The organism is Clostridium sp. MSTE9 (genome assembly GCF_000277625.1).
In the GTDB taxonomy this organism is placed as follows: Bacteria; Bacillota; Clostridia; order Oscillospirales; family Acutalibacteraceae; genus Faecalispora; species Faecalispora jeddahensis.
This window is the reverse complement of the sequence record NZ_AKFU01000048.1, coordinates 1-17822: the sequence shown is the minus strand read 5'-3', so window position 1 is coordinate 17822 and position 17822 is coordinate 1. Positions and strand designations below refer to the sequence as shown.

The 17822-nt window shown below is 51.3% G+C and carries 15 protein-coding genes; 13 read left to right on the top strand and 2 right to left on the bottom strand.

The genetic code is table 11. The features are described 5' to 3' along the window. The first annotated feature begins 221 nt into the window (after positions 1-221). The 8 genes from HMPREF1141_RS14485 (at position 222) to HMPREF1141_RS14450 (ending at position 9885) form a co-directional block, all read left to right on the top strand. Entirely contained in the window at positions 222-2105 is a 1884-nt protein-coding gene (locus HMPREF1141_RS14485) for a sensor histidine kinase (RefSeq protein ID WP_051044322.1), read from the top strand. Then, complete coding sequence (locus HMPREF1141_RS14480) at positions 2074-3678, top strand: response regulator (RefSeq protein WP_009065791.1); 1605 nt, start codon at positions 2074-2076, stop codon at positions 3676-3678. Before HMPREF1141_RS14485 ends, HMPREF1141_RS14480 begins: the two co-directional genes overlap by 32 nt. 211 nt (positions 3679-3889) lie before the next feature. Further along, positions 3890-5242, top strand: a complete 1353-nt coding sequence (locus HMPREF1141_RS14475; protein WP_009065779.1) for a sugar ABC transporter substrate-binding protein — start codon at positions 3890-3892, stop codon at positions 5240-5242. A 64-nt stretch (positions 5243-5306) separates the two neighbouring features. Further along, complete coding sequence (locus HMPREF1141_RS14470; protein ID WP_009065781.1) at positions 5307-6185, top strand: sugar ABC transporter permease; 879 nt, start codon at positions 5307-5309, stop codon at positions 6183-6185. Then, on the top strand, positions 6182-7012 hold the full coding sequence (locus HMPREF1141_RS14465; protein WP_009065774.1) for a carbohydrate ABC transporter permease: 831 nt from the start codon (positions 6182-6184) through the stop codon (positions 7010-7012). Before HMPREF1141_RS14470 ends, HMPREF1141_RS14465 begins: the two co-directional genes overlap by 4 nt. Further along, the gene (locus HMPREF1141_RS14460) at positions 7009-8283 is read left to right on the top strand and encodes an amidohydrolase family protein (RefSeq protein ID WP_009065783.1); all 1275 of its coding nucleotides are present in this window, start codon (positions 7009-7011) and stop codon (positions 8281-8283) included. The genes HMPREF1141_RS14465 and HMPREF1141_RS14460 overlap by 4 nt, the downstream gene beginning before the upstream one ends. Positions 8284-8304: 21 nt before the next feature. Next, entirely contained in the window at positions 8305-8760 is a 456-nt protein-coding gene (locus HMPREF1141_RS14455) for a RidA family protein (protein WP_009065794.1), read from the top strand. Between the two features lie 12 nt (positions 8761-8772). Continuing rightward, a complete protein-coding gene (locus HMPREF1141_RS14450; RefSeq protein WP_009065777.1) occupies positions 8773-9885 on the top strand; it encodes a D-TA family PLP-dependent enzyme in 1113 nt (370 codons plus the stop codon). A gap of 580 nt (positions 9886-10465) precedes the next feature. On the opposite strand, the gene HMPREF1141_RS14445 is transcribed toward HMPREF1141_RS14450, so the two are convergent. Then, positions 10466-11125 carry an RDD family protein gene (locus HMPREF1141_RS14445; RefSeq protein ID WP_009065788.1) on the bottom strand — a complete coding sequence of 220 codons (660 nt, stop codon included), beginning with the start codon at positions 11123-11125 and terminating at the stop codon, positions 10466-10468. Continuing rightward, entirely contained in the window at positions 11106-12101 is a 996-nt protein-coding gene (gene sppA / locus HMPREF1141_RS14440; protein ID WP_009065786.1) for a signal peptide peptidase SppA, read from the bottom strand. Before sppA ends, HMPREF1141_RS14445 begins: the two co-directional genes overlap by 20 nt. A gap of 300 nt (positions 12102-12401) precedes the next feature. Here sppA and HMPREF1141_RS14435 point away from each other — a divergent pair, with 300 nt between their 5' ends. The 5 genes from HMPREF1141_RS14435 to HMPREF1141_RS14415 all read left to right on the top strand — a co-directional run bounded on the left by HMPREF1141_RS14435 (position 12402) and on the right by HMPREF1141_RS14415 (position 17741). Next, positions 12402-15044: a calcium-translocating P-type ATPase, PMCA-type gene (locus HMPREF1141_RS14435; protein ID WP_009065792.1), complete on the top strand. Its 2643-nt coding sequence runs from the start codon at positions 12402-12404 to the stop codon at positions 15042-15044. Positions 15045-15193: 149 nt separating this feature from the next. Then, a complete protein-coding gene (locus tag HMPREF1141_RS14430) occupies positions 15194-15439 on the top strand; it encodes a DUF6514 family protein (RefSeq protein ID WP_009065800.1) in 246 nt (81 codons plus the stop codon). Between the two features lie 121 nt (positions 15440-15560). Continuing rightward, positions 15561-15719, top strand: a complete 159-nt coding sequence (gene rd, locus HMPREF1141_RS14425) for a rubredoxin (protein ID WP_009065771.1) — start codon at positions 15561-15563, stop codon at positions 15717-15719. A gap of 42 nt (positions 15720-15761) precedes the next feature. Next, positions 15762-16955 carry an FprA family A-type flavoprotein gene (locus tag HMPREF1141_RS14420; protein WP_009065775.1) on the top strand — a complete coding sequence of 398 codons (1194 nt, stop codon included), beginning with the start codon at positions 15762-15764 and terminating at the stop codon, positions 16953-16955. 270 nt (positions 16956-17225) lie between these two features. After that, complete coding sequence (locus HMPREF1141_RS14415) at positions 17226-17741, top strand: O-acetyl-ADP-ribose deacetylase (protein ID WP_009065798.1); 516 nt, start codon at positions 17226-17228, stop codon at positions 17739-17741. Positions 17742-17822: the final 81 nt, after the last annotated feature.

Here is a 17822-nt window from a genome sequence, read left to right as displayed (position 1 = left end):
AGTTTGAAAATAAAAGAATCTTACCTGACGATCCCTTTGGGTTTCGGATTTGCTGCCCGCCCTACTGCGGGCAGAGTTTATCGCCGCTGTCGTATGATAGGAAAAAACAATGGATCTACCACAGAAAGCGGGGAAATTGTAGAACTTTTATGAAATTTATTTTATAATATTGTTTAAAAAGGATTCTGTAAGTCGTGCGTGAGGAAGGGGAGCGGTATGCATTGTATAAAATATTACATAGCTGGTGGAGTATTATCTTGATTTCCTCTCTGGCGATCTGCATTGTTGCTTTTTCTGTGATACAGCTCACTTTCCAAAACAGTGAAAAACTTTTGATCGAAAAGACAACGACTTTGATTTCGGCCAACCTCTCTAAAGACAAGGCTTCCATCTCCAACATGCTGTATGATGTGCAGAAGATTTCAGCCATCACCAGTACGAACAAAAGCATTACTCAAATGCTTGCAGCCGGTGCGAAGGGAAAACCCAAAAGCAGTTTTCTGGATTATTCGATTGAAGATTTGAACCGAATTACGCAATTGGAGTCGATCATAACCAATTACCGCAACACACTGTTTGATTACCAAATGCATATGGTTATTTTGGGCAATGACGGCAGTTTGTACAGTGTGCTTGACGGTGTGGGGAACCGGTATCAGTTTTCTTCGGCTTTTATTGATAGTCTGCGCCGCCAACCCTGGTTTACCGATTTTTTATCCTCGGATCAGAAGGCTTTGTGGAGAGCGCCCTATTTTTACGACGATTCCACCGGCGCGCTGATAGCAAAATCCGGGAACAGCAACAGCCACATCCTGTTCTGCCGTAAAATATACGATTATTACTCGCAGCAGGAGCTGGGAGTCGCGGTGGTATCGCTGCTGAGTGACAATCTAAGACAAAATTGGGTTGGAAATGAGGCGACCTCTACCGGTCTGGTCAATTCGGACGGCAATATTATTTACAGCAGCAGGTCCGATTTCGATACGGCATATTATCACCTGACTTCCTCTTGGAACATTGGCTCGCTTTCGGCAAACCGCTCGGAATATACGGTAGTGCATTCCGAAAGCGGAGAAAGCTATGTGTTGACTTCCACTCCTCTTCCATTTGACAACTGGCTTTTATTGAATCTGATTCCCCGATCCAGCGTTACGCAGGAAATCGAACTGATGCGCAACAATACATACACCATCAGCGTGCTGGTTTTGCTGGCAGCCGTGGTCATTTGTGCATTGATGCTGATTTATGTTATGCGGCCCTATAACAGAATTCTGAAAAAAATGACGCTCATGCAAATAGGAAATGTTCCGGTAGGGCAGCAGGCTGAAAAAGTGATCAGCATCCCGGACGCCGAGCGAAAGTTTGACCAGATGACGGTGCGAATCGAAGAAATGACTGCCGCCGCGCTGGAAAAACAGGCTCTGGAGGAAAAAATGCGGTATGAAACGTTGCGCGCTCAGCTTGACCCGCATTTTCTCTTTAATACATTGAACACCATCAAATGGTCGGCAATGGCCTCGAATGCCGGCAACATCGCCGATATGATCGCTTGTCTGGGCGGCGTGCTGGAAAACGCGATCCACCGCGGGGAAGAAGAGATTCCGCTTTCCAAAGAACTGGAGTTGGTGAAGTCTTATATTCAAATCAAAAACTGGACCTTAAAACATCGATACGAACTGAAAATAGAGGTGCCGGAGCAATTTTATCAATATCCTGTTTTTAAGTATTGCCTGCAGCCCATCGTGGAAAATGCGGTGATTCACGGGATGGAGGGGATGCAGAACGGGGTAATCACCATCCGGGCCAGACAGGAGATGGACTGCCTGTTTTTAAATGTCCACAATAACGGTACGGAAATGACGCCGGAGCAGATCAAAAGTGTTTTGGAGCATGTGCGGAGCTCGATCGATTCCCGGAAGACATTAACCGGTGTGGGGCTGAGCAGTATCGATGGAATGGTGAAGTTAAGGTATGGCAAAAAATATGGAATTTCGATGGTTTCCGCCCCGGGGCAGGGAACGACAGTGTCCATTTGCCTGCCATATCCGGTGATGAGGAAAGGGGAGGATACGGATGAAGGAGCTTCTGAAGGTTCTGATTGTTGACGATGAACTGATGGTGCGGGTTGGATTGAGCGCAACCATTCAATGGGAGCAATACGGGTTTCAGGTCATCGGCGCCTGCGAAAACGGCAGGCAGGCGATCTCTGAAATCAATCGATGCTTGCCGGATGTGGTCTTTACCGACCTGAAAATGCCGGTCATGGATGGCTTTGAGCTGATCCGTTATATCCGGGAGAATCATTTTAACACAAAAATCATTGTGTTAAGCTGTCTGGATGAAGTGGAAGCAGTAAAAAACGCCATCAAAATGGGAGCGGACGATTACATCCTGAAGCTTTCGCTTTCGGCCGACGGCCTCAAGAAGCTGCTGGGCCAATGGAAGGAGACAATTATTCAGGATAAAAGCCGAATCGGCGGCGGGGCAGAATCAAGTGAGAAATCCCTTGAGAAAAAACGGCAGTTCTATTCTCAGATACTGAAAAATGGAGTCCGGTCTCAGCAGGAAGAGGAGCTGTTCCTGCAGTACAGCCCGGGGGCGCGAAGCTGCAGCCAGTTTATCGTCTGCTGCTGTGTGATGGATGCCGCCGTAACGCCGGAGACGGAAGGCGAAGATGTCACACCCTGTGCCATTGATAATATTCTGGATGAGTTTTTTCAGGAACTGCCGTTTTACGAGAACCAGCAGCCGGCTCCGCCCGAGCGGATGATCCTGCTGGGATTCCCGAACCGCCGCTCTGCAAATATCGAAACGATTCTGCACTATTGGAATAAAATCAATTCCGTGCTGAAAACGCACCTGAATATCACATGCTCCTGCGCAGTATCGCAGCCCTTCGAGCATTTCAAACAACTGCCCAAAGCCTACTCGTTGGCCAGGGAACGGCTGTCGGACTGCTTTTTCACAGGGAGGGAAAGTATTTTGCTTTGTCCTGCCGAATCTGCGCCGAAGAAAAAGGTGATGGTTTCTTCTCTGGCGCTTTCTTTACAGTCCATGATCGACAACCGCAATCGGGAAGGGGCGGAGGCTGTGGTCCGTGAATGGTTTGATAAAGCCAAAGAGGAATCGCAGCTGTATTCGCAGTATTCGATCAAAGCGGCCGTGTCGGGAGTATGGGCGTTTGTTTCGGGCTACGGCCCTCTCAGCGAGGAAGAATCGAAGCCCGAGCAGCTCGGTGAAAACGATTATTTCTTCAGCTTTTTTCATGCGGAAAGCCTGGAACAGCTGGCTCAGATTCTTTTACAGGCCGTCGATTCGCTGATTGAAATAGCGGCGTCCGGCCAAACGGTCCACCCGGAAATCATGGTGCTGAAAAAATATATTGCAGAACATGTGGAAGAAGAAATCTCTTTGGCAGAAGCGGCGAACCGCTGTTGCCTCAACAAAACGTATTTCTGTTCGTTATTCAAAAAAGAGGTGGGAGAAACCTATAATGAATACTGTGAACGGATCAAGATGGAGCGGGCCAGAGTTTTGCTTTTATCCAATCACTTAAAGGTATACGAAATCGGGCTGAAGGTGGGGATTCCGAATGAGTCCTACTTCAGCCGCAGATTTAAAAAATATTTTGGGATCAGCCCGGGGCAGATGCGCCAGAACAGGGAACTGAGAACCTGAATATTGTGCTGCTTTTCCAAAGATATGAAAAGGGTTTGCTCATTTTATCGCACAGATTATTTTTTGAAGGATAATCTGTGCGATTTTTTATGATGAGTTCTGAATATTTGAACAAAACAACGAAATACATTTCATTTTATTCTATTTTTTTATAGGTATAATCTAAATAGAAGCGAAAAAGTGGATTCGCCGAATTTAAAGGAGGATTGTTATGAAAAAAGTGATTTCTCTGCTGTGTGCCGGCTCTATGATGCTGGGACTGGCCGCCTGTGGACAGACTACCCCGTCGGGCGGGGCGTCATCCGCTGCCGGCAGTCAGGCGGAAAAGCCGTATGCAGGCACAACGCTCCGCGTGGTGAGTATGACCGCGCAGGTTTCCGACGGTATTCAGGAGTACCTTTCCGATTTTGAAGACAAAACGGGAATCAAAGTCAACCTTGAGCTTTACGGAGAATCGGAACTCCGCCAAAAGACGACCACGGAGTTTTTGTCCGGCTCTTCCACCATCGACGTGTTTCTGCTGAGCCCCCTGCAGGATATGGCTCCCTACAGCAAAAACGGATGGATCGAGCCACTGGACACGTATCTGGATGACCCGGAATTAAACTGGTCCGACTTTACCGCACCAAAAGAGCAAATCACCCTGTCCGGCACAGATTCCATCGGCTGCCTGCCGCTGTATTCCTCTGTTCAGCTCATGTATTACCGTACCGACCTGTTTGAGCAAAAGGGGCTGACCCCGCCTACCAATTACGAGGAGCTTCTGCAGGTTTGCGAAAAGCTGAATGATCCCTCCAACAACCTCTATGCCATCGCCTGCCGCGGTGAAAAAATTGCGCTGACCTCTCAATTTTCCCCCTTCCTGTTCGGCTACGGCGGGAGCTATATCAAAGACGGCAAATCCAATATCGCCAGCGCCGAATCTGTCGATGCGATCAAATTCTATGGCAAGCTGCTGGGAAAATACGGCCCTCCCGGTATTTTGACCACCGGCTATTCTCAGATGACTCAGCTGTTTAATTCCGGCACAGTCGCTATGGCCATCGACGCCAACGCACTGTATGCAACCCTGACAGACAAAGCGGAATCAGCCTATTATGATAAAGTCGGCGTTGCGCCGATCCCTGAGGGCCCCACCGGGCGCCAGTCTTATAAGCAGGTTGTCTGGGGCTCGTCGATCTATTCCGGTTCCAAAAACAAGGATGCCGCCTGGGAGTTCATGAAGTTTGTCGCCGGGTCGGATGTGGCGGCATATATCACCCCCAAGGGCATGCCCAGCTTCCGTTCCTCGATCTGGAATGATTCCAGAGTAAAAGACGCTATGTCTGCCGATATGGTGAAGGCCTATTCGGTAATTAACGAAAGCGATACCACCAATCCTTACGGACTTCCGCGTTTGACCTCTGTAACAGAGGCCAGGGATGCCATCGGCGAAGCCGTGGTGTATTCCATTGAAACCAAGGGAGAAGGAAAAGAAATCGAGGCGAAAGCCAAAACGGCTGCCGACAAAGTGGATCAGCTGCTGAAAAACTCGAATGAATACGGCGACAAATATTCTTATTGACGGCTGAACCCGGGAGGGAAAGGCGAGAGCCTTTCCCATCCCGAATACTATTTGAGGTGGAATCATGAGCAAATTTATCGACAGGCACATCAAATGGGTTTTTGCCGCACCCGCACTCGTCTTTATGATGGCGATGATCGTACTGCCGATCGGAGCAACCTTTGCGTTCAGTCTGACCGAATGGAACCTGCTCAGCGGAGCAGCCCCTCGTTTTAACTTCGGGCAGAATTACGCAAAGATCCTGTCCAGCTCCGAGTTTTGGGCATCGTGCGGAATCACCTTCTGGTACACTTTTTTGGCGACCATTCTGGAAACCGTTCTGGGTCTTGCCATCGCGCTGATTTTAAACTGTGAATTCCGCGGAAAGCAGCTTGCCAAAACAGCCATTTTGCTGCCCTATATGATGGCTCCCGTGGCGGTTGGCCTGATGTGGATGCTTTTTTATGAGCCTTCCAGCGGTATCATGAATTTTATATTCAAATCCGTGGGGCTTCCTCCCTCAACCTTTACCTCTGCGCAGGATACGGTGATTCCGGCGATTGCAACGGTGGAAGTCTGGCAGATGACCCCTATGGTGGTGATTGTGTGTCTGGCCGGGCTCAGCTCCTTGCCAAACGACCCGATCGAAGCCGCTCATGTAGACGGCGCCAATTCGATCCAGGTCTTTTTCCGGGTGATCCTGCCTATGATGATGCCGACGCTTTTTTCCATCGGGCTTCTGCGTTTTATCGATATTTTCAAATCCTTTGATTTGATTTACGCCATGACAAAGGGCGGGCCGGCCAATGCTTCGCGCACATTAAATCTTTATGCTTACGAAACGGCGTTCTCTTATTATAAATTTGGAGAATCCTCCGCAATACTGACTTTGGTGTTCCTGATCGTACTGGTGATCAGTATTGTGATTATCAATATGAAAAAAAGATGGGAGGAGAAAGTGTGACGGTGTACAAGGCAAAAAAAGCAGCCGGTAAAATTGGATTATATGCTCTGGTGCTCATTGTTGTACTGCCGATTTTATTTCCGCTGTATTTCGTTTTTATTTCTTCCCTGAAAAATATGTCGCAGGTATATATCATGCCGCCGCAGCTGTTTGGCTTCACTCCGATCTGGGATCATTACAAATACATTTTTGAAACGCAGCATTATGATACTTACATGGTAAACAGCGCCATTGTTGCATTTGCTTCCACGGCCATTTCTCTGATTCTCGGGGTACCGGCCTCATATTCCATCGCGCGGTTTCACATGCGCAAAACCTCTACCTCTATTCTCGTGGCCAGGCTTTTGCCCAGCATCTCGTTTTTACTGCCCTATTATTTTCTTTTTTCAAAGCTCAAAATGATCGATACCTACTCTGTGCTGATTTTAAGCCATATTGTGCTTTCACTGCCCCTGATTGTGTGGATTATGTCGAGCTTTATTGCCGACATCCCCAAAGAGCTGGACGAAGCCGCCATCGTAGACGGCTGCACTCGGCAGAGATGCTTTTGGAACGTGATTTTACCGGTCAGCCTGCCGGGGCTTGTCACATGCGCAACGCTTTCCTTTCTGGGCTCATGGAACAATTTCCAGTTCGCTTTGATATTGAGCGGGGAAAAGACGAGAACGCTGCCGGTTTCATTGCAGTACTTTGTTTCGGGGGCGGATATTCGCTGGGGCAGAATGCTGGCTGCGACGATCGTCGTGATTGTCCCCGCAATCATTCTGACAATGGCGCTGCAGAAATATATCATCAAAGGAATGACCGCAGGAGCAGTCAAGGGATGAACGCCACAAAGGACGGTGTAATGATGAAAAAAACGAAAGGCGGCCTTCTGCTGGTAAAGGCGAAGGCCGTATACAGTACGGACAAACAGGATTATGAGGGAAACGGTATTTTGATCCGGGAAGGAAGAATCCTGGAAACGGGGGACTGGCTTCATCTGCAGGAAACATATCCGCAGGCGGAAATGCTGGATTACGGCGAATGCTATCTGCTTCCCGGGCTGATCAATACCCACGTACACCTGGAGTTTGAGCCGATCGAAAATACCCGTGAGCGGTATTTGAGCGAAAGTCCACAAATCAGCTTTCTGCGTGCGGCCAAAAATGCCGAAACGCTGCTTTATTCCGGCGTAACCACAGCACGCGATGCAGGCGGAAGCTACCGCACGCTGGAACTGTATCAGGAAAGGGCCCGCCAGTTGGCGGATTTGCCCCGTTTGCAGCTGGCCGGTCCTCCCATTACGATCACGGGCGGGCACCTGCATTTTATCCCGGGTTCAGAAGCCGATTCGATCGATGACACCATTCTGGCGGTGCGCAGCAGAAAGAAAGCCGGATGTACCGCAATCAAGATCATTGTAAGCGGCGGCCAGATGACCCCCGGCTCAACGCCGGAGCAGACCAGCTATACCGCCGAGCAGATTCGGGTGGTGACCGACGAAGCGCATCACTGGAGCCTGCCGACCTTTGCCCATTGCCTTACTACGGAGGGCTTTGTGAACGCGATGCGCGGCGGTGTGCAGTGTATTGAGCATTGCGCCTGCTTTATCCGCAACCACGGTAACGGATTGCTCGAAAGAGTTTACGAGCCGGCGGTAATGGAGCAGTTCCAAAATGACAGCCGCTACTTTATGATCGGGATTTCAAACAATTACCATGTGTTTGATCACTGCAGAGAAAACGTGGTGGAGCGCAGCGAACGCGAGGTATTTCTGCTGGAGCAGGAGGAGCGCGAGTGCCGCATTTTTGAGCGCCTGATTCAGCTCGGCATGCTCCCCGTGATCGGTACGGATGCGGGATGCGGATTGACATATTTTGATGAGACGTGGCTGGAGCTGGAAATTCTGTATCATCGCTGCCGGATCACCATACCGGAGCTGATCGGGGCGGCCACGGTGAATGGGGCCGCGGCGTTGGGGCTCTCGGAAGAAACCGGATCGATCCGCCCGGGACTAAGCGCCGACCTGATCGCCATGGAAAGCGATCCCTTAACGGATATCACTGTGTTTCGCAATATCCGGCATGTCATGTGCCGGGGAAAGATCATTCGATAAACCGAAAGGAAAGTGATTTGCATGAATGTATACAATACTTTGAAACAGCTTGGTCTGGAGCTCCCTCCGCCGCCCCCGAAAGGCGGAATCTATCAACCGGTAAAGCAGGTGGGCAATCTGCTGTATATTTCAGGCCAGGGGGCCACTCGCGGGGGAATCCCTGTGCTGGAGGGCAAGCTGGGGAAAGAATGCTCTGTGGAGCAGGGGCAGGAGGCCGCTAGAATTTGCGCCTTGAACGCGCTGAGCGTTCTGCACGATTATTTGGGCGATTTGAATCAGATCAAGAGTCTTGTCAAAATGCTGGCCTTTGTAGCCAGTGCCGACGATTTTAATCAGCAGCCCATCGTAGCCAACGGCGCTTCTCAGCTTTTGAAGGATCTTTACGGCGAAGACGGCATAGGCGCCCGTTCCGCGATTGGGGTGAATGAACTGCCCGGAAATATTCCGGTAGAGATTGAATTCATATTTGAAATTTAAAGGATTGATTTTATGAGTACAGTATTTGAGTTAAACGATCCTTCCAAAATGATCAGTCCGGCTTTGATTTATTATAAGGACACCATTATTCAAAATACCAGACTGGCCATTGAAATGGCCGGCGGAGCCCAAAGGCTGTGGCCCCATGTCAAATCCCATAAAATGAAGAAGATGGTAAAGCTGCAGCTGGAGATGGGAATCCGGCGGTTTAAATGCGCAACGATTGCAGAGGCCGAGATGACAGCCGCGGCCGGCGCGGATCATGTCCTTCTGGCGTATCCTCTGATCGGCCCCAATCTGAAACGGTTTCTTGAGCTGATTAAGGCCTTTCCCAATACACGGTTCTGGGCCATCGGCGATGATTTTGAGCAGCTTTCTGTTCTCAGCGAGCATGCCGTGCAAAGGCATATGAAAATTGACACATTGCTCGATGTCAATATGGGAATGAACCGAACCGGTGTCCCTTTGCAGCAGGCAGAGCAGCTCTATGAAAAAGCCACGCAGCTGCCGGGTCTTTCTCTGAAAGGGATGCACTGTTATGACGGAAACCACAATGACAGCGATCTCCAGGTCCGTTTGGGCCAGGTACGGGAAGCTGATCTGCAGGTAAAAGAGATTCAGGTCGAATTAATGAAAAAGAAGATCGAATGCAGCACCATGATTATGGGCGGAACCCCGTCGTTCCCGTGCCATGCGCTGGTTACCGAATGGTTCCTTTCCCCCGGAACCGCCTTCATCGACGATGCGGGCTACCAAAAGAATTTGCCCGATCTGTCCTTTGAGCCTGCCGCGGCCATCCTGACACGGGTCATCAGTCACCCGGCTCCCGGACTTTTCACGTTGGATTTGGGGTATAAAGGGATTGCCGCCGATCCGGCGGGGGTACGCGGCATCATCGCAGGGTTCGATCGCGCGCATGTGCTGTTTCAGAGTGAAGAGCATTGGGTTTTCGAAATGAATCCCGAGCATGAAAATGAAGTCCCTGCCATCGGTACCGTTTTCTACGTGATTCCGACCCATATCTGCCCCACTTCTGCACTGTATCCTGCCGTTTTGGTGGCCCAGAACGGCAATATTACCGAAGAATGGGAAGTAACCGCCAGAAACAGAAAACTGACCTTTTAAAACACTTTCACCGCAAGAATCAGCCTATCTGGCCTTTGATTCTCATAATGTGAATTAGATTTTCAGCACAGATTGTGCTAAAGGCTGCTGCAACTGTTGCGGAGGAATGCTTTGGGTCTTTGATTGATTTCATCCAGGATTCGGTGCACGAGGTGGAAATGATATTATTACGATTTAAAAGTCCTAAAAAGGGCTGCACTTTATTCTGGGGATAAAAATTTTATATTTTTAAAGGAGAAGGCATTTGGACCTTCTCTTTTTTTGCTGAGAAATTTTCGTCTGCAGCTTTCTGAGCGCACAGAGTGTATTTTCCCTTTTTGTTCGGTACAGCAGACTTAGATAATATTGCCGGAGGTCTTAAACATGGATATGAAGTCCACTATTTATTGCTTTCATGCCCGAACATATATTTTGCTGCCGGTGAACAGGCCGGCATCCATTGGCTTATCGCCTTTAGCGATTAGAAAAAGCTCTTTAAAAAATGATCCGGCATACAGAAAAACGCACCCCATTCATCAGAGACAGGGAATCTCTGTCCGACGAATGGGGTGCGTTGTCAATTGCGGCGTGTTTTTCCGTGTTATTTCGGCTCCCGTTCCTGCGGGGCGGCCGGGGCTTCCGTTTCATCGGGCGGCGTCTGTTCCGGCAGCTCGGGAGCGGTCTCGGGCTCTGCCTGCCCGTAGGGGCGGTACGAAACCGGAGCGGAGGGAACAGCGGCGGCAGAGGCCGGGGCTGCGCCGTATCCATAGACCGGGGATGCTTTCCCATAGACAACGGGCCGGCACTTGCAGGTGTAAATCACCTGGGTGTCGCACAGGCGGTCGTGGAGCCCCTGCTTCGTTTCGCTGGCTCCGATCATCAGGTACCCGATGAACAGAAGAGACGAAAGATAGCGCCCGATGGTTTCACGGTAAAGGACGTTGACAAATGTCAGCTTGCTGTCATCGCAGGCGACGACGCGCAGGTTCATCAGGCGTTTGCCCACGGTTGCGCCGGTTAGGTAGGTCATCACGATAAAATAGGCCGATCCAGCCAGATACAGAAAAATATCGTACGGGCTGAAGCGGAAGAGGATGGGGCTTAAGAACCACGAGGCGGGGTTCAGCATCTGCACCAGCATCAGCGGCAGGCGGACCGTCAGCGTAAGGATTGTGCCGATCAGCAAAAGATCGATCAGGTAGGCCGTCAGGCGGACGAAAAATCCGCCGGGGGTGGCTGCGTTATTCTCCAATGGCTGCATAGTACATCGGCACCCCGCTCTCTTTGATTTCCATCAGGTCGGCCAGCTTATCCGCATCGCTGCGGGTGTAGTCCTTCGCCATGGCAAAAAGAGAGGCAAACGGCGAAGCGGAATAAGTGGGAGTATAAAACTCCACGGAATCGCCCAGCGCTTCCTCAAATTCCGCCTGGGCGTCCTCGTAACCGGCGACCTGGTCGATCAGCTTGTTTTCCCGGGCCTGCCTGGCGGTGTAGATTCTGCCGTCCGCCAGCTCACGCACCTTGGCCTCGTCCATATGGCGGCCCTTTGCCACAATGCTCACAAAGGTGTTGTAAGGCTCATCCACAAGGGACTGGAAGATCTGTTCCTGCTCTTCGGTCATGATGTCTGTGGAGCTGCCCATGGCCTTATTTCTTCCGCTGGTGAACAGAACGCTCTTTACGCCTATTTTATCCATGAGCTCTTTGTAATTCGTCAAAGAGATAATGACGCCGATCGAGCCGGTCCAGGTCTGGCTGTTGGCGATGATCTTGTCAGATGCCATAGAGATGTAATATCCGCCGGAGGCCGCCATGTTCGCCATATAGGTCCAAACCGGGCGCTCGGTGTTTTCTTTGTATTTGAGCAGACGCTGGTACAGCTCGTCGCTCTCGTATACGCTTCCGCCCGGCGAGTTGACGTACAGAAGGATTCCCTTGTTGTTCGGGTCGGCCTCCAGGCTGTCGATCAGCTTCAGGGCTCTGTTATGGTCGTAGCCCTCCGTCGGGAACAGGGAGGATGTGGAGGAAGATGCCTGAATGGTGCCCTCCACCGAAACAACGCCTACGAACGGGCTGGTTGGAAAATCTTTGGAAACGTCCTCGGACGCTTTCAGCAGTTTGTCGAAATAGTTGTTTTCCTGCTGCCCCGCAAAGCTGCGAATCACCATGCTGGAGCCGCAGACAAATACAAATACGAGCGCGGCTGCAATCAATCCCGTAATCTGTTTTTTGTTCATGCTGTACCCACCTTTTCTGAAGGGGTATTCCCTCTTCGTTCAATTTGTTTTCACTCACGTTAATCATATCGGGCTTTTCTGCTGTTTGTCAAGGGAAATCCCGCTTTTGCCGGACACGTCCAAAAGCGTTTTTGCGGTGATCTGCAAGGTTTTATCCTGTTTTCCGGTGAATTCCGACAAATCTCCGCGCAGAGTTCTATTTCGTCCACCCGGGTTAATATATATAACCAATGCAAAGGCAGGTGCGGGCGAAAGCCTGAAAATCAGAGCGGGAGTTGATTTGTTTTGGAGTGGCAAAGTTTGTCCAGAGAGGAATGTATCCGGCAGTTAAAAACGGATCCCAAGCGGGGGCTTACGGTACCGCAGGTGGAACAACGGAGTAGGGAATACGGACAGAACGAACTGCGGGAGGGCAAACGGCCTGGCCTCATCGCAAAGTTTTTGGAGCAGTTCAAAGACTTTATGGTCATTATCCTGCTGATTGCCGCGGCAGTTTCGTTTTTTACCTCCCTGTTCCGGCATGACAGTGATTATATAGACCCCATCATCATTCTGCTCATCGTCATCGTCAACGCGGTGATCGGTGTGGCACAGGAGAGCCGCGCCGAAAAGGCAATCGATGCGCTGAAGAAGCTCACTTCACCCGAATCTGTTGTGATGCGCAACGGCAAGCGAATCAAAATCGCCTCGAAAGAAATCGTTCCCGGCGATATCGTGTTTCTGACGGAGGGCGATTTTGTACCGGCCGATCTGCGTATTCTGGAGGCGCACAACCTGCGTGCGGAAGAATCCGCACTGACCGGCGAATCCCTGCCGGTGGAAAAATCGGCGGAGCTTGTCTGCGGGGATAAAACGCCGCTCGGCGACCGCAAGAATATGCTGTATTCCAGCAGCAGCGTTGCGGCCGGGCGCGGCGTAGGCGTGGCGGTTGCCACCGGAATGGAAACACAGGTAGGCAAAATCGCGCACATGATCCATTCGGAGGAAGCACCCCAGACCCCGCTGCAAAAGCGGCTGGCCCATACGGGCAAGGTGCTTGGCATCGGCGCGCTGGCAATCTGCGCGGTGATCTTTATTATGGGGCTGATCCAGAGCGTAGAGCCGCTGGATATGTTCATGATTTCCATTAGCCTGGCGGTAGCCGCGATTCCCGAAGGGCTGCCGGCGGTTGTTACGATCGTTTTGGCCATGGGCGTGCGCCGCATGGCAAACTGCCGGGCCATTGTGCGCCGCATGCCGGCCGTGGAAACGCTCGGCAGCGCCAGTGTCATCTGCTCGGATAAAACCGGAACGCTCACGCAGAACAAGATGACGGTGGTAGAGGTAGCCGGCTACGACGGCGTGCTGACAAAGCAGGACACCCAGGCCAGACGCATTTTGGAGCTGGCGGCGCTGTGCAACAACTGCACCGTTTCGGGCGATAAAATACAGGGCGACCCAACAGAGGCCGCACTTCTGGCGGCTTCCCCCGTGCCGAAGGATCAGCTGGAGCGCCGCATGCCCAGAGTCCGCGAAATCCCCTTCCAGTCTGCCCGCAAGATGATGACGACGGTGCACCGGCTCGACAATCAGCAGTACCGCATCATCACAAAGGGTGCGCCGGATCTGTTGATGGAGCGCTGCACCACCTGCCAGGGCGGCAGCTTTACCGCCCCGATGGATCAGCAGGTGCGGCGCGAGCTGCAGCGCAGAAACGAGCAGATGGCGTCGCGCGCGCTGCGCGTGCTCGGCGTGGCCTACCGCGATGTGAAGCAGCTTCCGCCGGAAAATGAGTGGGAGAAGGATCTGGTATTCTGCGGCTTTATCGGCATGATCGATCCACCGCGTCCGGAAGCGGAGCGGGCGGTACGCCTGTGCAAGAAAGCGGGAATCCGCGCTGTGATGATTACCGGGGACCATGTGGCGACGGCGGTTGCGATTGCCGGGAAGCTGGGTATGATGGGCCCCGAGGACAAAGCGCTCACCGGCCAGCAGCTGGATCAGATGGAACAGCGCGACCTGGAGCGAAATATCTACCAGTATTCGGTGTTTGCCCGGGTGTCGCCGGAGCATAAGGTTCGTATCGTCAAGGCCTTTCAGAAGCGCGGCGAGATCGTGGCGATGACGGGCGACGGCGTCAACGACGCTCCGGCGCTCAAGGCGGCCGACATCGGCTGCGCCATGGGTATTTCCGGCACCGATGTGGCAAAGGGCGCGGCGGATATGGTGCTGACCGACGACAACTTTGCAACGATCGTCGAGGCAGTGCGCGAGGGCCGCGGCATCTATGCGAATATCCGCAAAACGATCCATTTCCTGATTTCCTGCAATATCGGCGAGATCCTCACCGTGTTTATGGCGTTTCTGCTGCAGCTGCCCCTGCCGCTTCTGGCCATTCAGCTGCTGTGGATCAACCTGGTGACCGATTCTCTGCCTGCCCTAGCGCTGGGGGTGGAGCCGATTGAAAATGATGTGATGGAACAACCCCCACATCGGCAAAATGAGAGCATTTTCGCGGGTGGGATGGGATACAATATTTTAGTAGAGGGATGTTTGATCGGCGCTCTGGCCCTGCTGGCCTATAGTGTGGGTCGCGCGTTTTTCGACATGGACCCCTCTTATCCGATCATCGGCCGAACAATGGCGTTCGCAACACTGAGTCTTTCTCAGATCGTACATAGTTATAACATGCGTTCGTCCCATTCTCTGTTCCGCATCGGATTTCTCAGCAATCCGCAGCTCTTAGTGGCTTCCGTCATCTGCACAATCATGCAGGTTTCGGTGATCGCGGTGGCTCCGGTGGCACAGATTTTCAAAACAGCGGTCCTCAGCGGCGCCCAGTGGGTGGCAGTTGCACTGATTTCGCTTGTTCCATTTGTCGTAGTGGAGGCGGAGAAAGCACTGCTTGGGGCTACATCTGGTAAGAAAGAAAATGAAAAGCGAAAGATATTGAGGAAAAACTAAAAAGTAAATGTGACAATGGGATACCATATTGAAAACAAATGGGAAATCTCGTATGATGAATGAAAAAGCATGTGAATTAAATTCACGGAAATATGGTTTATGGAAATAGTTTACGGAGATTTAAATTCAAGAAGGGGGAGAGGCCGTTCATGGTCAAAAATGTAGGAAAGATCATCATTTCGCGGCAAAACAGAGTCTTGGAGTATTATGTGTTTGGCAATGAAAAGACCGGCTTTGGGATTCGTATTATACAACGAGGTACAGTGAATGCCGAAGCCGAATATGAGAACGTCAGCAGCAGCGAAGCTCGCGCAATGGCTTTGGCCCGTACCCTGGCTACGGGTACGGTATGTCCGGGTCATTTGTGTAACATCCTGGACGATGGCGGTTTTTAATGCGGAAACACACCTGAAAGACACCTCTTTTGATTGACAATCTCAAAAAGGATAGAGTATACTAAAGACATCAATTCTTAAGTGATAAAAGATTGTCAATTAAAAAGGAGTGTTAAAAGTTATGGCAAAATATGTATGTGATGCTTGCGGCTATGTATACGATCCGGCGGTAGGGGATCCCGATAACGGAATCGCTCCCGGAACCAGTTTTGCAGCTCTTCCCGAAGATTGGACCTGTCCGGAATGCGGGGCTTCTAAGGATATGTTCAGCCCCCAGTAAAGGGCAAATTTACGCCCAGTCAGCGGGAAGGATGTTTCAGTCATGGCAACAAAGAAATTGGCAGACCACATTTATTCGGTCGGAGTACTAAATCCCGGTTTGCGTGTATTTGACATTATTATGGAGTCCCCTTATGGGAGCAGCTACAACGCGTACCTGATTACCGGCCAGAAAAATGTGCTGATCGATACGGTTCATGCAGATTTCTTTGAGGAATATCTCGAGAACATTCAGAGTCTAATCGATGTTTCTGAAATTGATTACCTGATTATGAACCATACGGAACCGGATCATTCCGGCAGTGTGGCAAAGCTGCTGGCACTGAATCCCAATATTGAGATTTACTGTACAATGGCGGCGAAGAAATACATCACAGCCATTGCGAATCAGGAATTCCGGTTTCATGTGGTAAAATCGGGAGAGATTCTGGATTTGGGTGACCGGTCGCTGCAGTTCATCGTGGCGCCTCTTCTGCACTGGCCTGATTCCATGTTTACATGGGATGAGACGAGCGGTTTGCTGTTTACCTGCGATTTTCTGGGAACGCATTTCTGCGAGCCCACTCTGGTGGATACCAACATGCACTACCGCGAAAAATACCTGGAGCAGGCGCGCCACTATTATGAATGTATTTTCGGCCCGTTCAAGCCTTATGTCATCAGCGGTCTAGATAAAATCAAGGACCTGCCGGTTCGTATGGTCTGCACGAGTCATGGCCCCTGCCTGGTTCAGGGGATCAAAGAGATCACGGGGCTTTACCGCAAATGGAGTCTGCCCGGGGAGCGCGACCGCAGAAAGATCGCAATTTTGTACGCATCTGCATACGGCTGCACCAAGCAGCTGGCGGAAGCGGCCTATGAAGAGCTTTCTGCCGATTCCGAGCTGGATGTGCGCCTGATCGACGTGGTATTTACTCCGTTTGAAGAGTCTGTGACCGCCGCGAACGAAGCGGATGCTCTGCTCATGGGTTCCTGCACCATTAACCGCGATGCGCCCAAAATTGTTTGGGATGTGCTGTCGAGTATTGACGCGATCAACGTTCGTTCCAAGCCGGCCGGTGCTTTCGGCGCGTTTGGCTGGAGCGGCGAGGCTGTCGGTATGATACGCTCCCGTTTGGAGCATTTGAAGTACCGCTTTGAGGGAGAGGGAATCCGTTCGAATTTCACCCCCACGGCAGATGATCTGGCCAAGATGAAGAGCTACGCGCGCAGCATCGCCGACCAGATTTCTGAATAATTTTGATCAAGCAGAAGTGAAATGACAGCTTCTCGCCCGGTGTTCTGAAAACCGCCGGATGAGGAGCTGTTTTTTTATCTTGATTTAATTGTGTTTTGACCCGGTACGGAGTATCCTGTTTTTATAGTCAATTTATTTTAAATCGTCTTGTGCCCAATAGAGGGATTTTGCCCTCCACTATAGGCGGGGGAAAAATCATTACTTTAGAAAGTGATAATAGGCGGAACTGAATCGGCTTGTTCAAGGGGAACAGCTCAAAGGAGGAACGTTATGGAGTTTTTCATTCTTCAGGGAGATATTACGACTTTTGCGGTGGATGCGATTGTCAATGCTGCCAACACCTCTCTGCTTGGCGGAGGCGGAGTGGACGGAGCCATTCATCGGGCGGCGGGCCCCGAGCTGCTGGAGGAATGCAGGCGTCTGCACGGGTGTGAAACCGGTCATGCCAAAATCACGTCGGGCTACCGATTGCCCGCAAACTATGTGATCCACACGCCCGGCCCCGTCTGGCACGGCGGCGGAGCCGGGGAGGAGGGCCTCCTCGCTTCCTGCTATCAAAACTGTCTCCGGCTGGCGGAAGAAAACGGCTGTCATACCGTGGCGTTTCCCTCCATCAGTACGGGTGTATACCGTTTTCCGCTGGAATGCGCCGCTTACATTGCCGTGCGGGAGATCCTCGCGTTTTCCCAAACGGCCAAAACCGTGCAGTCGGTTACAATGGTCTGCTTTGACGAGAGAACAAAAGCCGCATACGAAACGGCCCTCCGGCACGCACAGCAGGGATGATTTTGATCTCTGCCTTTTCTCAAATATAAATTAAGTAGGGCTTCCGCGCAATGAGCGCGGAAGCCCTTTTGGCCGTTGGAA